Consider the following 21,548-nt stretch of genomic DNA (forward strand, 5'->3'; position numbering starts at 1 on the left):
ACCCCAAAACATCCCCACAAGGTGAGGCTTTGCTCTCTATGCGTACTCAGGTACTTTGCGGGGGATCCAAATATATGCTTTGCAAAAGATTTCTTCAATCAACATTCATATTCCATGGGAGGTGGTCATCCTGTCGCAATCATCCGGTCCCTTTTCCTTCGTAGTCTCAAAAGAAGATTGGTCCCTTCATCGTAAAGGTCATCAGGATCAGGAACGCCATCAGCAAAAGGTCAGAGAAGCCATCAAGGATAATTTGCCTGACCTCGTTACCGAAGAGAATATTATTTTGTCAGGCGGTAAGCAGATTGTGAAGGTTCCGATTCGCAGTCTGGATGAATACCGGATTATTTATAACTTCCGTAAACAGAAGCATGTAGGACAGGGGGACGGAGAAAGCCAGGTCGGAGATGTGCTTGGGCGCGATTCACAATCGGCACAGCCAGGCAAAGGAGAAAAAGCAGGCGATCAGCCCGGTCAAGACACCGTGGAAGCAGAGGTCAATCTGGAAGACCTGGAGGACATTCTATTTCAGGATATGGAATTACCACATTTGAAGCCTAAGAATAAGGAAGAGATCGAGGTCAAATCCATTATTTTTAACGATATTCGTAAAAAAGGGATGATGTCCAACATCGATAAAAAACGTACGCTGCTGGAGAATCTTCGGCGCAATGCAAGCAGCGGCAATCCCGGCATCCACAGTATCAGCCCAGATGATCTGCGCTACAAAACATGGGATGATATTAGAACCCCTCATTCCAATGCGGTCATTATTGCCATGATGGATACGTCAGGTTCGATGGGTTCATTTGAAAAATACTGCGCCCGCAGCTTCTTCTTCTGGATGACCCGTTTTCTGCGCCGCCAGTATGAGAAGGTAGAGATTGTCTTTCTCGCCCACCATACGGAGGCTAAGGAAGTCAGTGAGCATGATTTCTTCACCCGTGGCGAAAGCGGGGGAACGATTTGTTCCTCGGCATATCAGCGAGCGATTGAAATTATCGATAGCCGCTACCCGCCTGCGCAGTACAATATTTATCCATTTCACTTCTCCGATGGTGATAATCTCACCTCCGACAACGAACGTTGCGTGAAGCTGATCGGAGAACTGCTGAAACGAAGCAATATGTTCGGCTACGGTGAGGTGAACCAATACAATCGAAGCAGTACCTTGATGTCAGCTTATCGCCATCTGAAACATGAACAATTCATGCATTACGTCATTAAAGACAAAAAAGAAGTGTATCAGGCGCTGAAGACCTTCTTTAGTCCAAAGGGTACGGTTAATTCTTAATCCCCCACTCCAAAACGCGGGTATCCCAAAAGCCAAAAATGGCTGATGGGACATCCGCGTTTTTGGCGTTGCTCCTTCTTGAACAAAACAACAAACTTCGTAAATTGCGTCATCTAAGGCGAATCGCTTCATCTGGGTCCGTAAGATCGAGGGATGGACGAATAGCGTCACCTGGGTCCGTAAGATCAAGGGATGCGCAGAGTAGTATATTAGGGCAACTGAGGGATTACTGGGGGATCGGCGCTTTCGGACACAGATGACCTTATAAGTAGCTTTAGCGCACATTTGGATTGCTATCGGACCCCATAGCTGCTATAGGCATGAAAAACACCAAAAACGAACCTCATTCTGAGCAATAGCTGCACTGGGGTCCGATAATACGCTCCAAAGGCGATAAATTGCTAAATAGCGTCATCTAGGTCCGCAAGTATCGGGGGATGGGCAAATAGCGTCATCTGGGTCCGAAAGTACCGGGGGATGGACGAATAGCGTCATATGGGACCGCAAGTATCGGGGATGGGCAAATTGCTCATCTGAGTCCGTAAATATCATAGAATGTAGGGCAACTGTGTGGGATTACTGTAGCGCTCGGCGCTACGGTATAGATTAAAAAATAAGCCAGTGAAATTAAACTAACTTTCTTTTTTCAGTTACATAATAACTCCTACTATACACCTAATTTCACAATTTGGATCGGCACCGATAAACTTGTACTCCCCACCCATGTCAGCTTGTTATCGTAAGCTATGACTGCTGTTTTGTTTTTCCCCGCTTAGATTTCCACCATGCAAATAACCTCCAATCTCAAACTCTGGAATGCGGAGGTTATTTATAGTTAAAAAGCTTTCAACGCTACAGCCTAATGAACCTTCTCTCTATCCTTGCCTTTATCAGACTCACCAGCATTTTTGTTCGCTGCTTCCCGGTCCTGCATCATCTCATCCACCGTCTTCACCTTCAGGCGAGCAGCGCCCTCGTTGTTAGCGTTCGTTGGGATAAGCTCTCCTGAAGCCAAACGTTCCTTGGCCCTAGCAATAGCTTCGCTGTATTGAGGCAGCCACTGTTCCCCTGCGACGAGCATCTCATCGACCATCTGCCAGATTTCTTTTGGATTACATACAGCACCAACGAGTGGGTCCATCATAAATGCCTGACGCAACAGCTTATCATCGCCGTGTACAGCTGCTTCAACCGCCAGACGTTGCACTGAAATGCTCACGTTACATACGGCGGCAGGCCCAAGCGGCAATTCACCTACCAATGGCATGGAGATCCCGTTCCGGTCTACATATCCCGGTGCTTCGATAATGGCGTCCTCTGGTAAATTAGAGATTACGCCATTGTTCACTGTATTAAAGTGCCCCCGGTACACTCGTCCCGTTTCCAATCCTTCTATAATATAAGAGCCGTGCTCTTCCCCGCGATTCTCCTTCGTATACTCCAATGCCGGGTCTTTCATCCAGTTTGGAAAATCGGTCTCGAACCAATTCCGACCTTCCGTGCAGACACGCAGATAACCGCCTGTTTCTCCGTTAATCCAGCTCCCCAGATCGATCCAATCCATAATTTCATCACTGCGTTTACGATACCATGGCACGTACTCACTTAAGTGTCCATTGGATTCTGTACTATAGTATCCAAAGCGACGAAGCATATCGATGCGCACTTTTTCCGTACGGCTGAATTCCGGATGTTTCTCAAAAGCCTCTAAAAGACCTTCGGTCAGATCCTTCCCCTCATGACTTGCTGAAATATACCAGGTCTGGTGATTGATGCCCGCACAGATAATATCAACTTCGGATTTCTTAAGCCCATACACATCCGCAATTTGTTGGTGCCCATGCTGTACACCATGACATAGACCGATGGTCCGAACACCACCATATTTATTGCAGGCCCAGGTCAGCATAGCCATCGGGTTCGAATAGTTAAGCAAAAGCACATCCGGTGCTGCCATCTCCCTAATATCACGGCAAATATTCAGCATCTCCGCAATTCCGCGTTGCCCGTACATGATACCTCCCGCACACAGAGTATCTCCCACACACTGATCGACTCCGTATTTTAAGGGAATGTCCACATCCGTAGCAAAGGCTTCAAGCCCACCCATCCGAATAGTACAAAATACGTACTTAGCATCCTTCAGTGCTTCTCTGCGATCCGTTGTCGCCTGAATTTGTATATTTAAACCATTCTCCTTAATATCACGCTGGCATAGCTCCGTGACCATCTCCAGATTGTGGCTGTTAATATCCATAAATGAGACTTCGATATTTTTAAATTCCGGTACAGTTAGTAAGTCCCGCAACAATCCACGGGTAAATCCAATGCTGCCTGCCCCTATAAAAGACACTTTAAATGACATGGTTATCATCCTCCGGTAATGAATTGGTTGTTCCTGTCCATTGTAGCAAGGGACCTGAGGAAAGCGTAACCAATATCATGACCTCTTTTGAAAGAAGGTGTCAAAAATCCTAACCTATCTACTAAAAATCATGCTCTTCATAACTCCAGGCGTGACGCTCAATGGAATTGCGGAATTCTACAGGCGTGCAATCGGCGTATTTTTTAAAAAGAAGGTGAAAATATTGCCTGCTGCTAATTCCTACGTAATCTGCAATTTCAGCAATCGGGATGTCGCTCTGCCCAAGCAGCATCTTCGCCTTCTCCATTCGCAGCATATTCAAGTAATCGCTGAGTGTCCGACCCGTATGGCTCTTAAAAATTCGATGCAAATATCCGGGATGCAGATTTACTGCGGCAGCGATGTCCTTAACCTGAATGTTCTGGTCATAGTTCTGATGCAGAAATTCGATGCTCCGGCGCACATAAAGCTGCGAGGGCTGTTGGCTGGTATGAAGCTGCTCTTGCCGAAGTCTGGATAATCGCAACAGAAGCTCACAAAATAATAAATCAACCATACTTCCCCCCTTCCCGCCGCTCTGATCAAGCTCTAACACAAGTCCCTTTAGAACATGATAGATTTCCTCCGGATCAGGCATTACTAAACTGGAAAAAGGAAGCTGCAGCATTTCTGCGAGCGCCGTTTCTTCACGGGCTAGCTTGCCGACAGAGGGTGCAACCCCTCTATATTCCATGAAGCCAAATTCCACATTTAGCATCCGACAAGGTGCCCCCTCTTCAACAATCAGCCTATGCGGAACATTCGCGTCTAGGATGATCAATTCTCCCCGCTTCAGCCGAACTCTCTCTTCTCCTCCTGAGCTTGGACGGACATCTACGATACAACTTCCTGAGATCAAATACATGATTTCCGTTGAATTATGCTGATGGTAAGACATATTGTAGTTATTCCACTGTTTATAATAGTAAGCAAAAAAATGAGGACTATAATCTCCCTCGATTAAAACCTGCTGAAAAAGACTCCCGCTGGGGCTCAGATTTAAGTTCGTCAATGGATCACTACTTTCTTCATTTATTACTTAATACAAGTGTATCTCTTTAGCCACTTCGAAGACAAGATAACGTCCGATAGCAATCAAATCAACAAAAACGAGCAACTCTCCATTATATTGGAAAATTGCCCGTCTCTATTAGAATAATATTGTCATACTTGAAAAGAAACCAAAGAGTGCTTAAGATCGGCTGCCAAGCCCTCCAGCTTTTCCGATAGGGCAACCAATTCCTCACTAACCGTGAATTGCTGAGATGACATAGAAGCTACCTCCTCCGTCGAAGCAGTGGTTTGCTGGACGATGGAGCTTACGCTGGCCATGGATTCACCGAGTTGACGCTGGAACTCAATCAGTTCGAGGACAGAAGCAGAAGATTCACTAATATGTTTCATGAAATGTTCCATTTCCTCTTTGACACTCGCGAATATCGTTGACGACTCTCTTACAGAAGAGATTTGTTCACGGAACTTAGGAGCGGCTTCATTGATATCCTTAACGGTGTTCTCGATATGTAGACCAATCTCTTCCGTGATCTTGGAGACCGATTGAATCGATTCATTCGACTGGTTAGCGAGCTGCCTGATTTCATCAGCAATCACTATGAACCCTCTACCTGCCGCACCTGCTCTAACTGCTTCTATGGTAGCATTTAGTGCCAAAATATTGGTCTGCTTATTCACAGCAATCATAGGGCTGAGTATACTGCGAATTAAATGAGTGCTTTCTCTGAGCTTAGTAGAATTATCTTGAATTCGATTGATCACCTCTACCGTAGACTCACTCTGCTCTACCAGCAGCTTCATCAGCTCTGTACCTTGATTGCTAACCTCAATGACCCGTTCTGCTGAATGGTCCATCACTGTATTTATTTCCGTCACTTCACTCATTTTGTTGCCGATAATCTCAACATTGTGATAACTGCGTTCGGCTTCAACAGCGAGGCTGGCTGACCCCGCTGCAATCTCACCGGTAGCGGTCGCAACCTCTCTGGCATGGAGGGAGATTGTACTTGATGCTTGTACTAATTGTTCCGAAGTAAGGAGGACCTCATCTGCCGAATTCCCGCTCTGCCTTGCAAGTAAGGAGATCTGCTCCATCATTTTGTTGAAGCTTTGACCCAAGCGGCCAATCTCATCTTTGCCCTTGAAATTGGTTCGTACCTGTAGGTTCCCACGCTCTCCTTCCTCCATCAAGATTGCCAGCTTACCCAGCGGGCGCCCTACCAATCGAACAAGAATATAACCAATTAGCAGTGCTATTAAGGCTGCCGCCAGCACCACAGAAAATGTGATATATAAAAGCTTGTCCGCAGACTTAGTAAAATCACTGACAGGAGCATACCCCATAAGCATCCACTTGGCAGTCGCCAGGGGCTGGTATACAACAAGCTGAGAACTTCCGTTCTCATCCTCCGCTGTAAATGAATGATTTTGCTCTTTCCCTTGTTCTTCTGAAACTTTTATGTAAGAGGATTGACCCAGCTTGGCATGATCCGCACCATACACAATGCTGCCATCCGCACTCAAGATACGAATTTCACCGGTCATCCCAATCTGAAGGTTAGACAGCATTTCAGTCATGGCCTTCCCTTTCACTTCGATTAGCATGTAATACTCCGCTTCGGGATGTAAAAGATTACGTAGCAATCTCCCCATAGTTAAGGATGGCTCAGTATAAGCATCAAAAAAGCCTTTCTCACGAACGGGAAACCAGACTGGCTCTCCTTTAGCTGCGGCAATTTGCTCTAATCTTGCGGAAATGCCTTCATCACTACGAATCCCACTTATGCCAGCAGACTTATAAGATTCTGAGTCTACCAAGCTCTTGGATACCAGCCTGACGCCATACATCCGCTCATCAGACCCTTTTACCAAGTCCAGCTTTCTGCGAATCCGATCTTCAGCACCGGCTTTGTCCACAGTTGTAAGCTCGCCACTATTTATTTTTTCTAAATCACCCTTTAACACAGAGTCGAGTGCAAACTGCCTTGATAGTGCCTCATACTCTGCCAGCACAAAATCCAGCTTGTCCGCTGCCTGAACTACAGATTGTGTGGAGGCTGCAGCAACCTCATTCGTAATGATATTTTTAGCGGCAAAATAGGAAGTCAATCCTAGCACGGAGGATAAGAGAACTATAGAACTAAATAAAATAACGAACAGTTTAACTCCAACAGATTTAAAATATAGAGTCCAGGACTTTTTCATTAAGTTCACTCCCCGTGACGAAATAAGGGTACAGCCCTCCATTTCTGTATAAAGGCTGTACCCTGATCATTTATTAGCATGAAGCGAGCGAATGGGTTTACCCCTTACTAGCTCCTGCTGTCAAGCCATCTACTAGCAGACGTTGCAAGAATACAAACAAAATCATAATTGGAATGGAGATCAAAACCGCACCCGCAGAGAACAAGGTAAAGTTCGTGTTTTGGTTCGTGTTAACCATATCCCACATTCCGACTGCGACCGTCCAGTTCTCCTTCGTCCGCAAAATAAGTCTGGCGAAAATGAAATCCACCCAAGGACCAACAAACTGAGTCAGCGCCATGTAAGTGATCATAGGACGTGACAAGGGTAAGATGATCCGCATAAATATCCCGAAATTACTCGCCCCATCTATTCGAGCCGCCTCATCCAAAGAACGAGGAATCGTATCCAGGAACCCTTTAGCGATAAAGGTCCCACCCAGCGGTGCCCCCGCCGCATAAACGATAATTAACGCAATATGTGTATCCAGCAAATTAAACTCTTTAAGCAGCATATAAATAGCGATCATACTCATAAAACCAGGGAACATACCAAGAATCAATACGGTGGATAACGCTGTTTTACGCGCTTTAAACCGGAATCTGGATACGGCATAACTGGTTAACAAAGTAAGAACTACCCCGATAAGCATCGAGAACACAGCTATTTTCAAGGTATTGGCATACCAAGTCCCAAACATATAGCTGGGTGATGTGAACAATTCTCTGTAATGTGATAAAGTGAATTGCTCGGGAATAAACGTTTTGCTGTACAATGATTTACCAGGTCGGAAGGAAGCTAAGAGAATCCAAAGGGCAGGATAGAGTGCAGCTATCGACAAAGCAATCAAGATAATATAACTACCTGCTAAGCGAATAATGTTCGCGACTTTTCTGCTCATTGGATCATATCCTCCTCTTTAAATGACTTCGTCCGGCGGTAATTGTACAGGGAGAATGAAGCGACAATGATAAAGATAATAATCCCTATTGCCGAAGCCATGTTGTTTTTATTCTGATCAAGCGTTAATTTGTATAACCAGGTTACTAGCAAGTCCGTAGAACCGGCATATTGATAGTCACCATTTACCGGACTACCCCCAGTTAATAGGAAGATTGCGTTAAAGTTGTTGATGTTACCTGCAAACTGCGTAATCAAGGTTGGTGCTGTGGAGAATAATACCATCGGCAACGTTACGATACGGAACTTCTGATAACCCGATGCTCCATCCACCTCAGCAGCTTCATACATATCCCGTGGGATAGTAGTCAGAACGCCCATGATAAGCAGCATAGAAACAGGAATACCTACCCACATATTAACGATAATTACGGTAACCTTAGCCCAGAATGGGTCAGTCAGCCACGGTAATCCATCCAATCCAAAATACCCCATGTATTGATTGATAGGCCCGAATTGACCGTTAAATAAGTTGCGCATGAGCAGAAGCGAGATTAACTGTGGCACCGCGTAAGGCACAATCAGAATTACTCTCCACATTCCTTTGAAGCGAATGCCCTTCTGACTCACCAGCAAAGCGACCAACAGTCCTCCGAAGTATGTAGTAATGGTTGAAAGAACTGCCCATATAATTGTCCATGTTAATACACCATAAAAAGTGTGGCTCCATGTCTTAAGGACCAATAAATTACGAAAGGTCTGAAATCCAACCCAGTCCACCAATTTGGCGGGTGGAAGATGATCAGGTGCGGAATAGTTCGTAAAGGCCAACAGGATCATGAAGATAATAGGCATAATAGTAAAGAATAGAACACCGATACCCGGCAAGACTAGAAACGCTTGAGCAAACTTGTAATCCAGGATATAACGAACACTTTGTTTAAAAGTGTTTGCCTGAAGACCGTTATCACGTTTTTCTCCAATCTTGTAAGCATCTCTGATATTCAAATACCACGCGATAATCAATAGAATAAGAATAAGGATGGTGATCAAGCTTTGGATCATAATATAAATCGAGTGATCACCGGTAACCATCTTGGCGATCCCCTTCACTTTAACCAGACGACTCGGATTCTCTCCTAGTGTTACAATGCCCCATAAGGAGTTGGCAAGATTCTCAATAAAATAAAAAACGGCTACAGCTTCTACGGCTAAATATAATATTCCTTTAACGAATTGGCGGTTATATATTTGTCCCAATCCCATAAAAATCGTCGACAGTATTGCGGCCCTCGTGCGATGTCGTTGCATTTCGCTTCCGTTCTCCTCTCCGAGTGAAAATAAGAAGCTGCCAGCCGCTAAACATGCGGCGGGCAGCTTGATTCACTGTATGCTGTTAAGACAGTGAATTATGATCCTTATTGAGATGCACTGTTATTCAAATCTTTGATTTGTTGTACAGCTTTGTCCATTGCTGCTTTTGGATCCCCATTTTTATCCCAAATTTCTGGAAGGGCAGCATTTACTGGACTCCATACGTTACCCATTTCAGGGATAGAAGGCATCGGTTGGGAGTTCTTAGCTTGTTCTGCAAAAACGGACACATAAGGATCGCTAGAGATCTGTGGATCAAGAAGCGCCTCGTTGTTTGTAGGAACCGAACCAATCGTTTTGTTCAGTAACAGCTGAGCGTCTTTGCTTGAAGCAAAATTCGCATACAATTTAGCAGCATTCGGATATTGAGTAAACGAGTTAACTGCGAAAATTTTAATACCAGAGAATGTAATTGCTGTTTTGCCATTCACTGTAGGGATTGGAGCAATACCAAGGTTGTCACCAAGAGCTTCTTTGTATCCTCCAAGCTCCCATGGACCTGTGATATCCATAGCTACATCACCAGAGTTGAACAAGCTGCGTTTGATATCACTGTTGATATCACCACTCTTAATTGGCAATGCTTCCTTCAATTTCACAAATTCTTTAAGTCCTGCAATTGCGCCATCGTTAGCAAGACCGATATCATCTTTATCCGTACCATCCTTACCGAAGAGGTATCCGCCATCGGATGCGATAAACATGTAGTTGAAGTACACGTTTCCTACTTCCCACATAATTCCATATCTATTTTTCGATTTATCCGTGAATGTTTTGCTGAATGCAAGAACATCATCGAATGATTTAGGTGCTTCTTTAACAAGCGATTTATTGTAGAACAATGCATAAGTTTCTGCTGCTCTTGGGTAACCATACAATTCGCCTTCGTACGAAGATCCGATAATCGAAGCTTCAGTATTGTTAGCTTTTGTTTCTTCACCGAAGACATCGTTAGGAAGAACCAAGCTCGCGCTTGCCGCTTTACCTAAGTTATCGTGAGGGATAAGAATAACGTCTGCCGCTAATCCTGAAGGACCATCTTGAGTAAGCTTAGTTACTTGATCCGGGGGTGCCAATTCTTCAACCTTGACTGGAACGTTATATTTTGCTGTGAACTGTTTAGCAATCTCATCTGCAAAAGGTCTTTCTTCTTTACTTTCCCATACCACTAGAGTTGCGCCATCTTCAGGTACGATTTCATCTGTTACTGCTGCATCTGTGCTCTCTGGCGCTGCAGTCTCTGTAGTAGCGTTGTTAGTAGCTTTTGCTGCGTTGTTGCCCCCGTTATTCGTACTGTTGTTGTTCGAACCGCATGCTGTAACGGACAGAGCCATTGAGAAAGCTGCGGTGATAACCATCATTTTTTTCAATTTCATTACTTTAACCCCTCCCAATTTTTAAAAACGTAAGATGGAAAATAGTAGTGCTGCAATCTGCGCAAACGATTTCAGAAAGGCTAAAAAAAAAGTTCTTCTTTTAGCTTGCTCCTTCTGTATCTGCATTTCACAGGTACGAAAGCGCTTCATTCATGAGTACATCATACAACAGTAACGATTGTTTTTAAAAACGTTTGCATATACTGTATTGGGTCATTTTCCATTAATTGATATACATTATAGGCATATATCTCCATTTTTCACATGATATCTTTTAATTAGTCGATAATTCATGTGTTTAATATTGGAATATCTATTTTATTTGCCCCTAATATGCCACATTTTCTCTATTTCAAGAGATTTCTCATAAATTAACGTTCACAATGCTCGTTTACTTTAGTGAAATTTAGTGCAATGGTTTGAACAAGAGTATTGAAAGCCCTTTTATTCCATGCTATAATCCAAAACGTTAAGAGGCTGTCCAGCATGAAGCACAACATCTCTTGTCTGCCTCCTGTTCTATACAATTAAAAGGCAATGTTACTTATCAAAGGTACAACCTCGGGCAAGCTATTTCGCGGTGGCTGTGCCTCTTTGTTATGTGCTACTCTGCTACTGATTTAGTGCATGTTGCATAAAAAACTGTGCAACCAATAACAATAGCGACATTCTACATTCCACGCGCTCTGTGGAGTATCGTCCGGGAATAGTTTATGCTTTCGATGCGGTTTTGCCGAAGTGTCCGAGGAAGTAGCGCTAACAAAACTTAGCCTATGCTTTCGATGTGGTTTTGCCGAAGTGTTCGAGGAAGTAACGCTAACAAAACTTAGCCTATGCTTTCGATGTGGTTTTGCCGAAGTGTTCGAGGAAGTAACGCTAACAAAACTTTAGGAGGATTTATCATGTTACTGGAAGCAGTGTATCATCGTCCGCGGTTAAATTGGTCTTATGCCTATAATGAAAGTACGATTCACCTGCGTCTACGCGCTAAAAAAGGGGATTTAACCGAAGTGTTCGCCTTTGCTGGAGATAAATATGCTTGGGATACCACAAAAGAGCTAATTCCCATGACCCTCTTCACCTCCGATGCTATGTTTGACTATTGGGAATGTGCTTCAGTACCTCTCTACCGCCGCTTGAAATACGGCTTCTTACTTCAAAAAGATAACGAACGAATTTGGATGACCGAAAGTGACTTTCAAACGGTGCGGCCGGAAAACCCAAACAAGCTGTTCGAATTCCCCTTCATTAACCGCGTTGATGTATTTGCTCCGCCTGCCTGGGTAAAGGACGCTGTTTTTTATCAGATCTTCCCAGAACGCTTTGCAAATGGTGACCCGAGCCTTGATCCGGAAAATGTTCAGCCATGGGGCTCCGAACCAACACCAACCAATTTTTTTGGCGGCGACCTGCAAGGGGTTATTGATCATTTAGATCATCTTAACGAGCTTGGGATCACTGCTATTTATTTCACACCTATCTTTGATGCAACTACTAATCACAAATACGATACAGAAGACTATATGAAAGTCGATCCGCATTTTGGAGATATTGAGACTTTAAAAAAGCTCGTCGATAGCTGCCATAAACGTGGGATTCGTGTCCTGCTAGATGCCGTATTCAATCATTCTGGCAGAACCTTTGCCCCTTTTGTGGATGTTCAAGAAAAAGGAGAGGCTTCCGCCTTTAAAGATTGGTTCCATATTCGCAAGTTTCCACTTCAAATTGAAAACGGTGTCCCTACTTATGACACCTTTGCTTTTGAACCGCTAATGCCAAAGCTAAACACAGAACATCCTGAAGTTAAACAATACTTACTGAAAGTCGCAGAATACTGGATCAAAGAAGTTGGGATCGATGGCTGGCGTCTGGACGTTGCCAATGAAGTGGATCATGATTTCTGGCGGGAATTCCGCAAGGTGGTTAAACGTGCTAATCCTGAGGCTTACATATTGGGAGAAATCTGGCATGAATCTGCACCTTGGCTAGAAGGCGATAAATTTGATGCCGTTATGAACTATCCTTTCACTGACGCTGTCCTTGACTTCTTTGTGCATGGCACTCTTGATGCTGAAGAATTCGCTAATTCCATTGGCAAACAGTTATCGCGCTATCCGCTGCAGGCAAGTGAAGTTGCTTTTAATCTGCTGGACAGCCACGATACTCCACGACTGCTTACGCTGGCTGCTGGAGACAAAAACAAGATGCGATTAGCAGCACTGTTCCAATTCACCTTTATGGGCACTCCCTGCATCTATTACGGTGACGAGATCGGCATGGACGGTGAAGGTGACCCTGGTTGCCGCAAATGCATGGAGTGGAACCCTGAAAAGCAGGATCGTGAGCTCTTCGAGTTCTATCGTCAGCTTATTCAAATACGCAACGATCACCCTGCTCTCCGCACAGGTACATTTACCTTCCTTGAGGCAGGACAACAAGGCAGCAAGCTAGCCTATGAGCGCCGGCTGGATCTGCAGACAATTGTCGTACTAATCAACAGTGAAGAGACCGCTCAGACCTTCCGTATTGACGTAGACGAGCGGGATTGGGAGAACTTGTTTACAGGCGAAACACTGCGCACAGAACGCAGCAAGCTGAACGTGAAGATGCCAGCCTATGGATTCGCAATCCTAAAGGCAATCATCTAAAAGACTTCTTTTCTTCCCACTGCTCAGCCATATAGCATAACAAAACAGGGTATCTCGCAAGCGATAATCGCTTCGGGATACCCTGTTTTCTTTTGGAGAATACTAAAATGCTAACCGCTGCTCTAACTAAAGGGTGCCAGAGTTCAGCACACCTTAGTTTAGCCTACTTGCTCAGCAGCGTATAAATAACCTGTGCGCTTTCTGCGCGGGTCATCCATGCTTTTGGAGCGAATCGATTGTTCTCTCGGCCTTGCAGGAGTCCTAAGTCTGCTGCAGTCTTCACATAAGCTTCCGCCCACTTGCTAATACTTGAAGCGTCAGTAAATGCCGTAGAGGCTGCTACAGGTTCAAGCTTCTTACCAGACTTCACTTCAAGTGCGCGGATCGCCATAACAGCCATTTCCTCACGGGTAATTGATGCATTCGGCGCAAAAATATTATTACTCCGTCCACTAACAATACCCAGCTTAGCAGCTGTGGCTACATATGAGGCATACCATGCATCTGACCTGATGTCAGTAAACAGGACCTGCCCTTCCGCTTTTAAGCCAAGTGCACGTACTAGTAGTGCTGTAAATTCCGCACGGCTAACATTACTTTTCGGATCAAACTCAGAGGTAGTAACCCCTGACACAATTTGTTTGGCGGCAAGTGATTGAATCGCCTTAAATGCCCAATAGGTTGCAGGAACATCTTTGAACGACTTATCGATTTCAAGCACAGCATACTTACTGAAGTGTGTGACTTGTGCCGTGATCACCTCTCCATTCAGCTGTCCTCCCACGTACTCTAACCCGCCATTATCACTTAAATAATAGATTCCGATTAAGTCTTTGTTGAATTGCCCTTTAATCTTAAATGAGATCGTAATCGGCTCATCGAACTGCTTAATTACAATCCGAGTACCGTCTTTCATCAGCACGCTAAGTCTGAATTCAAATACATCGGAAAGAGAGCTAGCATGAGCACTATCATTGTTTAAACCGTCTACTATGGCTTTCGCAGCAGACTGCGCCAGTGGCTTCAGTTCAAGCAAGATTTGGGCACCTACCCCATCAATACCTGAAGCTAAACTTGGCATTGTACTTAAAAGCTGGCTAGGGATAGTAACTAACAGATCTCCCATTTTAAATACAAGATCATTAGTTCCTAGTATTTGTGCAGCTTGTAAAGGTAAGCGTACCGCTGTCTTACCGGCAGCAACATCAATTTGCACCTTGCCTTCTTTACCATTCTTCAAGCTATCCTCATTCACAACCTGAGTATCCGCTGGCGGTGTAGGGCTAGGGTTAACAACAACTCCAGAGGTTGGTGCCGCTGTGGCTTCTGGCGTTGGTGTCACCTCAGGCGACGGTGTTACTTCTGGTGCCGATGTTGGCGTCGATGTTGGCGTCGACGTTGGTGTTGGCGTTGGTGTTGGTGTCGGTGTTGGTGTTGGTGTCGGCGTTGGTGTTGGTGTTGGTGTCGGCGTTGGTGTTGGTGTCGACGTTGGTGTTGGTGTTGGTGTCGGCGTTGGTGTTGGTGTCGACGTTGGTGTCGGTGTTGGTGTCGGTATAACATCCGATACCTCAGCCAAAATAACCGTACCTCCATCATCTCTACCTGGCAGATCAATATTTACCTTTTGATCCTCGGAAACCATGTATGTTTTACCGCTGTATTCATCGGTTACCGATGAATTAGCAGCAAACGGTACTGGAATCGTTACAGAACTCTCACTAGTTTTAGTATTGATTACCGTCACTACGTTCTCATCTTCATAAGATTTGTTGAAAGCCAAATAACCTGAATCATCTGAACCTGCGAGCTTCGTGCGCGCACCTTTGGAATACACTTTGGAGTACTTCGCACGGATATTCAACAGCTTTTGATAATGGTCATGTAGTGGCTTCTCTGCCGTCAATTGATCCCAAGGCATATCCTTACGGTTCTCACTGAATTGACCTTCAGACATATTTCCAGCATTGCTGCCTGAATTACCCAGTTCTTCTCCGTAGTATATTACTGGCTGTCCTTTGGCGGTAATTTGCAGAGCTGCAGCAATCTTCAGCTTGCCTTTATCGCCTCCCACATAATCAGACAAGAAACCATTCTCATCATGACTGCTCAGGAATTGAGCCATCATCTTCGTATTGTCGATCTTCAATTCACGTTCCTGCAGATAAGCATCCACACTGTTTACCTTACCATTTGCAAAATCTCTGGCTGCATCTTTAAATCCAAAATCAAGCAGCCCATCCATCTGGCTAGTTTCGAGCATTCCACCATTGTTATCAATGGTTCCACCGAAGTATTCGCCGGTCATTTTGAAGTTTGGATCCATCGCTGTCAGTGCATTTTTAAAGGCTTTCCAAGTCGTATCGTCCACGTGTTTGACCGTATCCACACGGAAATAATCAATCGTGTCTCCACGTTCCGTACGTGCGTTGTCTAACCAGCCTGTTTGCCAAGCGATAATTTTTTCACGAACGGCTGGATCTTCCGTTTTGAAATCTGGCAGGAAGGCAAGTTCACCCTTAATTGGATCTGTATCTGCGGATACACCATCCGTGCGCAGCATCCCTTCGAAACGTGCTTTATCCTCAGCTGTAATTGTCGGATAGGTATCCTCAGCTTTCAGACCGTAACCCGTATGATTGAGTACAACGTCAACCATGATCTTGATCCCTTTGTCATGCGCCTTTTCGATCAGCTCCTTGAAGGTGGCCATATCGCCAAGATGCTCGTCGAGCTTGGTGAAATCTTTTGCCCAATACCCATGGTATCCATATTGTTCGCTGCCAAAGTCAACGCCTTTGTTAAAATCAATATTATCTACGATTGGCGTGATCCATAACGTGTTAATTCCTAGCTCTTGCAAATAATCGAGATTGTCGATCATCCCCCGGAAATCTCCACCATGATAAGCTTCCAGATGATTTTTATTCACATTCTCATTATTCGTTGGGTCACCGTCTTTAAATCGGTCTGTAAGCGCGAAATAAATTCGAGCCTCATCCCAATCAAAATCCAGCTTATCCCCTGTATAGGTTCTTGCTTTTACCTCAAGTGTAGCCTTTTCCTTATGTGCATTGCCGTATTGGTCTACGAGCGTAATCGGAATATCCTTGATGCCCGCTGACACCGTGTCTTCCACAGCAACCGTTTGTTTCAAGAGTTCCGTATCCAGCTTAACTTTGCTAGGGCCCCCAAGATTAGTTAAATCCATATATGCTTCAGAGTAAGTTACTTCTTCCGAAGAGGAAGCGTGGATGGTTACAACAGCATTCTGATTGGATGTGACTGCCTCTGGACTTACGGATGTCGCAATCTTAACGACAGGTTGATGATAATCAATAACAGATTCATCATTCACCGTATTCTTTGGATCTGTAATTTCGGTAGTGACGCCGTCTTTTGTAATCAAGAAAGTATATTTATACATACCTTCTTTTAAATCAGCCAGTGTGTAAGTGAACCACTCGTTAGCCGGATCATAGATCATTGGATACGAAGTGCCGTTCACTTTTACTTTAGCAGCTGTTATTGCGTCCATATTTCCATTACGGAACAAAGCGTCGTCGCGGTATCTGAAAGTAATCGTTCCATCTTTTAAAATAGGGCCGCTAATACTTGGTTTGATATCAAGCTCTTTAACCATACTGGTTACATACACCTTAGTGAACGGTTCACCAGGGGTCAACGGAATAACACGATCGTCTGGGTAGTCTAGTTTCCCCGTGTTCCAATCCGTACCTTTGCGCAGGACAAATCCAACGCTTGTTGCATTCTCCGCAACCTCAATCAGAACGCTCGCTGTGCCATTCTTAAAGGTTGTGAAATCAATCTGGTCATTTTTAGCTCCAGTGTTCCAAACCCAGATATTCCAATCCTTATAGTCCTTATCGCTACGGGTATAAGTGAATTGAACATATCGTTTGTCAGTAACATTAACAGTGACGGTTGTAGAAATACCTTCATAAGAAATAGTAAGGGTTGCCGTTCCTAGCCCAACCGCTTTGACTAGACCTTTATCAGTTACTGTAGCTACTTCAGGTTTATTGGAGAGGTAAGTAGCCTTCTTAGTAACATTACTTCTGCTATTGTCATCATATTTCGCAAAAACAGCGGTTTGATGCGTATTTCCAGCTGCCAGCGTGTAGCTTGCACTATCTGTTTCCAAAGAGTTCAGCGTAACTGGTGCAGCTTCCTTTTGAATAATCACGGCCGTCAAAGGCTCTAGTGTAATTGAATTTGCTGTCAAAATAAAACCTGACTGCTGTGCAGCCGGTATCGCTGTAACACCAGCTTCATCGTTGTCCACAAGCACCTGACCGCCCGTCAAATCCTCAGATAAGGTCAGTTTTCTAGTTGTGCTGTCACCATTCATGAAGACATAATAGATGCCAGTGCCATCTGTTGCTTTGTTGGAATAGCCGATGACAAGATCGTTATCCTTCATTTCTGGAGCAGGGATCAGGTTAATGTTAGAGTCAACCAAATCCTTATCGCCCAATCGGAAGGCATCCGTTGATTTTCTCAGCTCCATCAGACCCGACGTATATTTTCTTGTCGTGTTCTGTACTGGGAACTTAGATTCATCTGTTGCTTTGGTCCAATCAAACATGTTAACTGCATCCGATGAATCGTAAGAATCATGAATGAAATAGCCAAACGATTGGTTGTTGTTGTCGAACATCTCTGTGAATTTATCCTCAGGATCCGTTGTGCCCTTCCACTGCTTAGTCCGCCCATATTCCTGACCGGCATGGATAAAGGCTGTACCTTGAGAAGTTAATACGAGCATATTTCCTAATCTGATCCGCTGCTGAATTTCAAGCTCATTCTCAGCAATATCCGGATCCTTCTTGATCGATTGTACTATGACATCATGAAGTGTCAGATTATCATGAGCTTCGATATATGGGACGATATCACCCGGATCATCTGCTGGTGTATTCGAAGGTTGAGCTTTGATATTGTCTAGGATTGTAGCGATCGGACGTGCTCCACCTGTAATAAATCTAGGCTGACCTTCGGAACCATAACCAGACTTCAATTCATTACGGAATTCATCTGAGAAAACACCGACACTATCCGTTTTGTCCATCCAATCCTGATCTGCACCTTGCCCAGCGAGAGAAGGATCAGCCGCGGCGCCGCCGAATGTTCTCCAGCCTTCACCAATAAAGAGTGCCTTCGGATTCACTGCTGCTGCGGCATCATAAGCATGCTGAACAGCATCAGCTGTCGCATCGCCCATCATATCCCAGCGCATTCCATCAATCTTGTACTCTTCAAACCAGTATTTTACCGAATCAACCATCAGCTTCTCAGCCATTTTATGGTTGGTGGCTAAATTGTTGCCGAACCCCCCGATAAAGTTACCGTTTGCATCTTGGAAGGCATAGTAATTAGGTACGATGTCGTTTAAAAATTCTTTTTTAGCCATATGAGTATACACTACGTCCAGAATGACACCCATTCCAGCTTCATGCACGGCATCAATCAAACCTTTTAATTCTTTAATCCGCTCTTCTGGATCGGCAGGGTTCTGTGAATAGGCCCCGTCCGGTGAAAAATAGCTGTGAGGATCATAACCCCAGTTGTATTCATTGTTTTTTGCGGAATAATCCGGCTCTCTAGTCCCCATCTTCGTCTCATCCCCGTAATACCAAGCCATCACAGGAAGCAACTGAACATGCGTTACACCAAGAGATTTAATATAATCAAGTTTCTTTTCAAAAGCGCTATAAGAACCCCATCTTTCCCCACTCAGACTATCCTCGATCGATACATCCGATGTAAAATCTCTCACGTGGACTTCGTAGATGATGGCGTCCTCACGTTTTTCGTAGCCTTTTATATCAGCATACCCAAAGGTATCTGGGTTCGTCTGGCTTAAATTAACAATAGCCGCTTTGCCCACTGTATCCCCGCCAGCACCAGCAGCACCTGTGGTATCCACAGTAAATACCGCCATTGATTTAGCATAAGGATCAAGAACCTTATGGGTTACACCGTCATTCGTTACTTCGTATTGATAAAAGTATCCTCTTACATCATTTGTGGTAGTGCCTGTCAAATCAGCTGGCTTCAGCTGGACTGACCAAACCCCGTGCTCGCCGAGCGTTAAAGCAACTCTGCCCACTTGCACGTTAGAGTCATTCTTATCGTAAAGATTTACAACGACCGAGCTTGCTTTAGGTGCCCATAATTTCAATGTGGCTGTTTTGTCAGCATTATACGTAGCTCCAAGATCGTCTCCTGTATAGTTGTACATTTCATCAAGCATTCTCCAGCCACTTGCGGCTGAGACCGTTTTACCTGAATAGGTAACGCTAAGCGGAACTTTTTCCAGATCAAATGCTTCTGTATCCACTTCGATTGAAGTTTTACTTGTAAGGGTTACAGCAGTAATCGGGATTGCAGCACCCTCTTTATCCTTAACTGTAATTGCTGTCTTTAAGGCTGCTGGATCCAAACCGTCAGTCAGTGTGAAGCCGAGAAGGATTTTGCTCGTCGACAGCACCTCTGCGGATACTAAGCCAATAGGTGTCTCACCAAACGGAGAAACATAAACATTGTTGTCTCCTTCTTTAACCCATAGCTGATTGTATCGATCCAGCAGGCTAAAGGTTTTATTGTCACCGTCCTTATCACCGTTCGAAGGTTTCATCACAATAAAGCCGATTTTCTTCGCATTCTCAATAAGCGGAACATCAACATATGCACCATAACGATCTGTTTGATCTGCTACAAAAGGAGTAGCTCCAGACGGCCAATTTTCGGATGGGGCTACGACGTCATCCCACAGCCACAGTCCATATTGATCATGATTTGTATCAGCTCTGGTATAGTGAATTCGCACTGTATTAGGAGCAAGTGTAACTGGTTCATACGGTGTTACATCATTTGAACCCTGCTTGATCCAAATTTCATTCGCCTCAGGCGTGTTAATGGCAAAGAGTTTATCCCCTTCATCCTTGGCCTGAGTGACTCGGTTTACCACAAGGAACGAAATTTTCTTAGCTCCATCCTTCACTGGCACGTCAACATAAGCACCATAAGAATCGATTTGCCCTTCAGGAAATGGAGTTGCACCTGTAGGCCAATTTGCGGAAGGGGATTGAGCATCATCCCATGTCCATAATCCCTGATTTTCATAGTCACCAGCTGTCCGATTGTAGTGAATACGGATGTGTCCAGCCGGAACAGGAGTAACCTCAACAGGTTCAGAAGGAATTTTATATTCTGCTGTCACACTGCCATCCAGTGGATTAAATTTAAAGGTAACCAGAAGATCTGAAGGAAGACTCAGATTATTAGCAGTTTCGGGATACAATTGATCCCCGGCTTCACCGTCTCCTGGAACAGAAACTTGGTAGGTGTAATCTCCCTTAGGAAGGGTAGCCACCGTACTGTAAACATCATCAAAATCAGGATCAGATAATACGGTAAGTGCTTCTGCCGGCAGGTTTCCTGTCAATCTTGGTAGTTTAGCGGAAGCAATCGGTGTGTAATACGTGGAATCAGCTATTTTATGAGTTAAGTCATTATAATAAAAGGTTACGGCAGTCTCTGTTTCCAGCTTGATATGGATATTCTCCCCATCATTTGTTCCCTGAGGATTGGTGTAACTTGTGAATCCATAGTTCTCGTCCCATAAATCATTAAGAGTAACCTTGTAGTTATATTCTCCTGCCGGCAGAGTGCCTGTAAAAGAATATAGGCCATTATCTGAATAGGTCATTTGGGTAACTACTGATGTCTCATCCCAATCCTTACCCGGCGTTTCCGCACCTGTCGATGTAAATTTAGACTGCAGATCCCCAACCAATACAACCTTCGTCGTTGCTGCTGTAACATTAACAGGATGTAGTCCAAGACCAGAGAACACGAGAGCAATAATCATAAAGATCGCAAATGCCCTCTTCCCCCATAAAGTTATTTTCATTTTTGCAAAACCTCCCATAATTATGAATTCCCTTTTTGCAAGCGGATACATGATTTCACAAACCCCACCAATTTATGAGATTATAAATCATGCTATTCCTTCTAAAGTTGGAGAAGGTCTATATGTATGGCTCGTCAAGCCAATTCAACGCTGTCACCATCCTTTTATCAAAGTAAAAGCTTGATACATCATGTCGAAATTAGTGCAATCGTTTGCAAAAAGCTATGCACAAACACTAGTCCATAAAACCCATTCGTTAGTGCAACTGGTTCAACCTAAAAACGCCCAATGAAAACGCTTGCTGTATTTTGATTTACATACTAATGCCGAATTTGCGGTATTGTCAACCAGTATTTTC

Annotated in this window: 9 protein-coding genes; 2 read left to right on the forward strand and 7 right to left on the reverse strand. The window is 44.3% G+C overall.

The annotated features are described in order from the left end of the window. Positions 1-130: 130 nt before the first annotated feature. A complete protein-coding gene (gene yhbH / locus NST45_RS18530; protein ID WP_036684553.1) occupies positions 131-1,294 on the forward strand; it encodes a sporulation protein YhbH in 1,164 nt (387 codons plus the stop codon). An 859-nt stretch (positions 1,295-2,153) separates the two neighbouring features. On the opposite strand, the gene NST45_RS18535 is transcribed toward yhbH, so the two are convergent. The 6 genes from NST45_RS18535 to NST45_RS18560 form a co-directional block, all read right to left on the reverse strand. Next, positions 2,154-3,659 carry an alpha-glucosidase/alpha-galactosidase gene (locus tag NST45_RS18535; protein WP_038569578.1) on the reverse strand — a complete coding sequence of 502 codons (1,506 nt, stop codon included), beginning with the start codon at positions 3,657-3,659 and terminating at the stop codon, positions 2,154-2,156. A 121-nt stretch (positions 3,660-3,780) separates the two neighbouring features. Further along, positions 3,781-4,695, reverse strand: coding sequence for an AraC family transcriptional regulator (locus tag NST45_RS18540; protein WP_036684557.1), 915 nt, complete (start codon positions 4,693-4,695; stop codon positions 3,781-3,783). 167 nt (positions 4,696-4,862) lie between these two features. Continuing rightward, entirely contained in the window at positions 4,863-6,917 is a 2,055-nt protein-coding gene (locus NST45_RS18545; protein WP_051491335.1) for a methyl-accepting chemotaxis protein, read from the reverse strand. A gap of 97 nt (positions 6,918-7,014) precedes the next feature. After that, positions 7,015-7,857: a sugar ABC transporter permease gene (locus tag NST45_RS18550; protein ID WP_036684372.1), complete on the reverse strand. Its 843-nt coding sequence runs from the start codon at positions 7,855-7,857 to the stop codon at positions 7,015-7,017. Further along, entirely contained in the window at positions 7,854-9,167 is a 1,314-nt protein-coding gene (locus tag NST45_RS18555) for a sugar ABC transporter permease (protein ID WP_036684375.1), read from the reverse strand. The genes NST45_RS18550 and NST45_RS18555 overlap by 4 nt, the downstream gene beginning before the upstream one ends. A 107-nt stretch (positions 9,168-9,274) precedes the next feature. Then, a complete protein-coding gene (locus tag NST45_RS18560) occupies positions 9,275-10,606 on the reverse strand; it encodes a maltose ABC transporter substrate-binding protein (RefSeq protein ID WP_036684378.1) in 1,332 nt (443 codons plus the stop codon). 902 nt (positions 10,607-11,508) lie between these two features. Between NST45_RS18560 and NST45_RS18565 the strand changes: the two genes are divergently transcribed. Next, positions 11,509-13,254 carry an alpha-glycosidase gene (locus NST45_RS18565; RefSeq protein WP_036684381.1) on the forward strand — a complete coding sequence of 582 codons (1,746 nt, stop codon included), beginning with the start codon at positions 11,509-11,511 and terminating at the stop codon, positions 13,252-13,254. A gap of 163 nt (positions 13,255-13,417) precedes the next feature. Here the strand turns inward: NST45_RS18565 and NST45_RS18570 are convergent, their stop codons facing one another. After that, positions 13,418-21,190 carry a pullulanase gene (locus NST45_RS18570; protein ID WP_339823468.1) on the reverse strand — a complete coding sequence of 2,591 codons (7,773 nt, stop codon included), beginning with the start codon at positions 21,188-21,190 and terminating at the stop codon, positions 13,418-13,420. Positions 21,191-21,548: the final 358 nt, after the last annotated feature.

The organism is Paenibacillus sp. FSL R7-0163, from assembly GCF_037969975.1.
GTDB classification, from domain to species: Bacteria; Bacillota; Bacilli; order Paenibacillales; family Paenibacillaceae; genus Paenibacillus_AQ; species Paenibacillus_AQ odorifer.

Coding starts and splice junctions, on each gene's coding strand:
- NST45_RS18545 (WP_051491335.1), bottom strand. CDS start 6,917: ATGAAAAAGTCCTGGACTCTATATTTTAAATCTGTTGGAGTTAAACTG.
- NST45_RS18535 (WP_038569578.1), bottom strand. CDS start 3,659: ATGTCATTTAAAGTGTCTTTTATAGGGGCAGGCAGCATTGGATTTACC.
- NST45_RS18555 (WP_036684375.1), bottom strand. CDS start 9,167: ATGCAACGACATCGCACGAGGGCCGCAATACTGTCGACGATTTTTATG.
- NST45_RS18560 (WP_036684378.1), bottom strand. CDS start 10,606: ATGAAATTGAAAAAAATGATGGTTATCACCGCAGCTTTCTCAATGGCT.
- NST45_RS18565 (WP_036684381.1), top strand. CDS start 11,509: ATGTTACTGGAAGCAGTGTATCATCGTCCGCGGTTAAATTGGTCTTAT.
- NST45_RS18550 (WP_036684372.1), bottom strand. CDS start 7,857: ATGAGCAGAAAAGTCGCGAACATTATTCGCTTAGCAGGTAGTTATATT.
- NST45_RS18570 (WP_339823468.1), bottom strand. CDS start 21,190: ATGAAAATAACTTTATGGGGGAAGAGGGCATTTGCGATCTTTATGATT.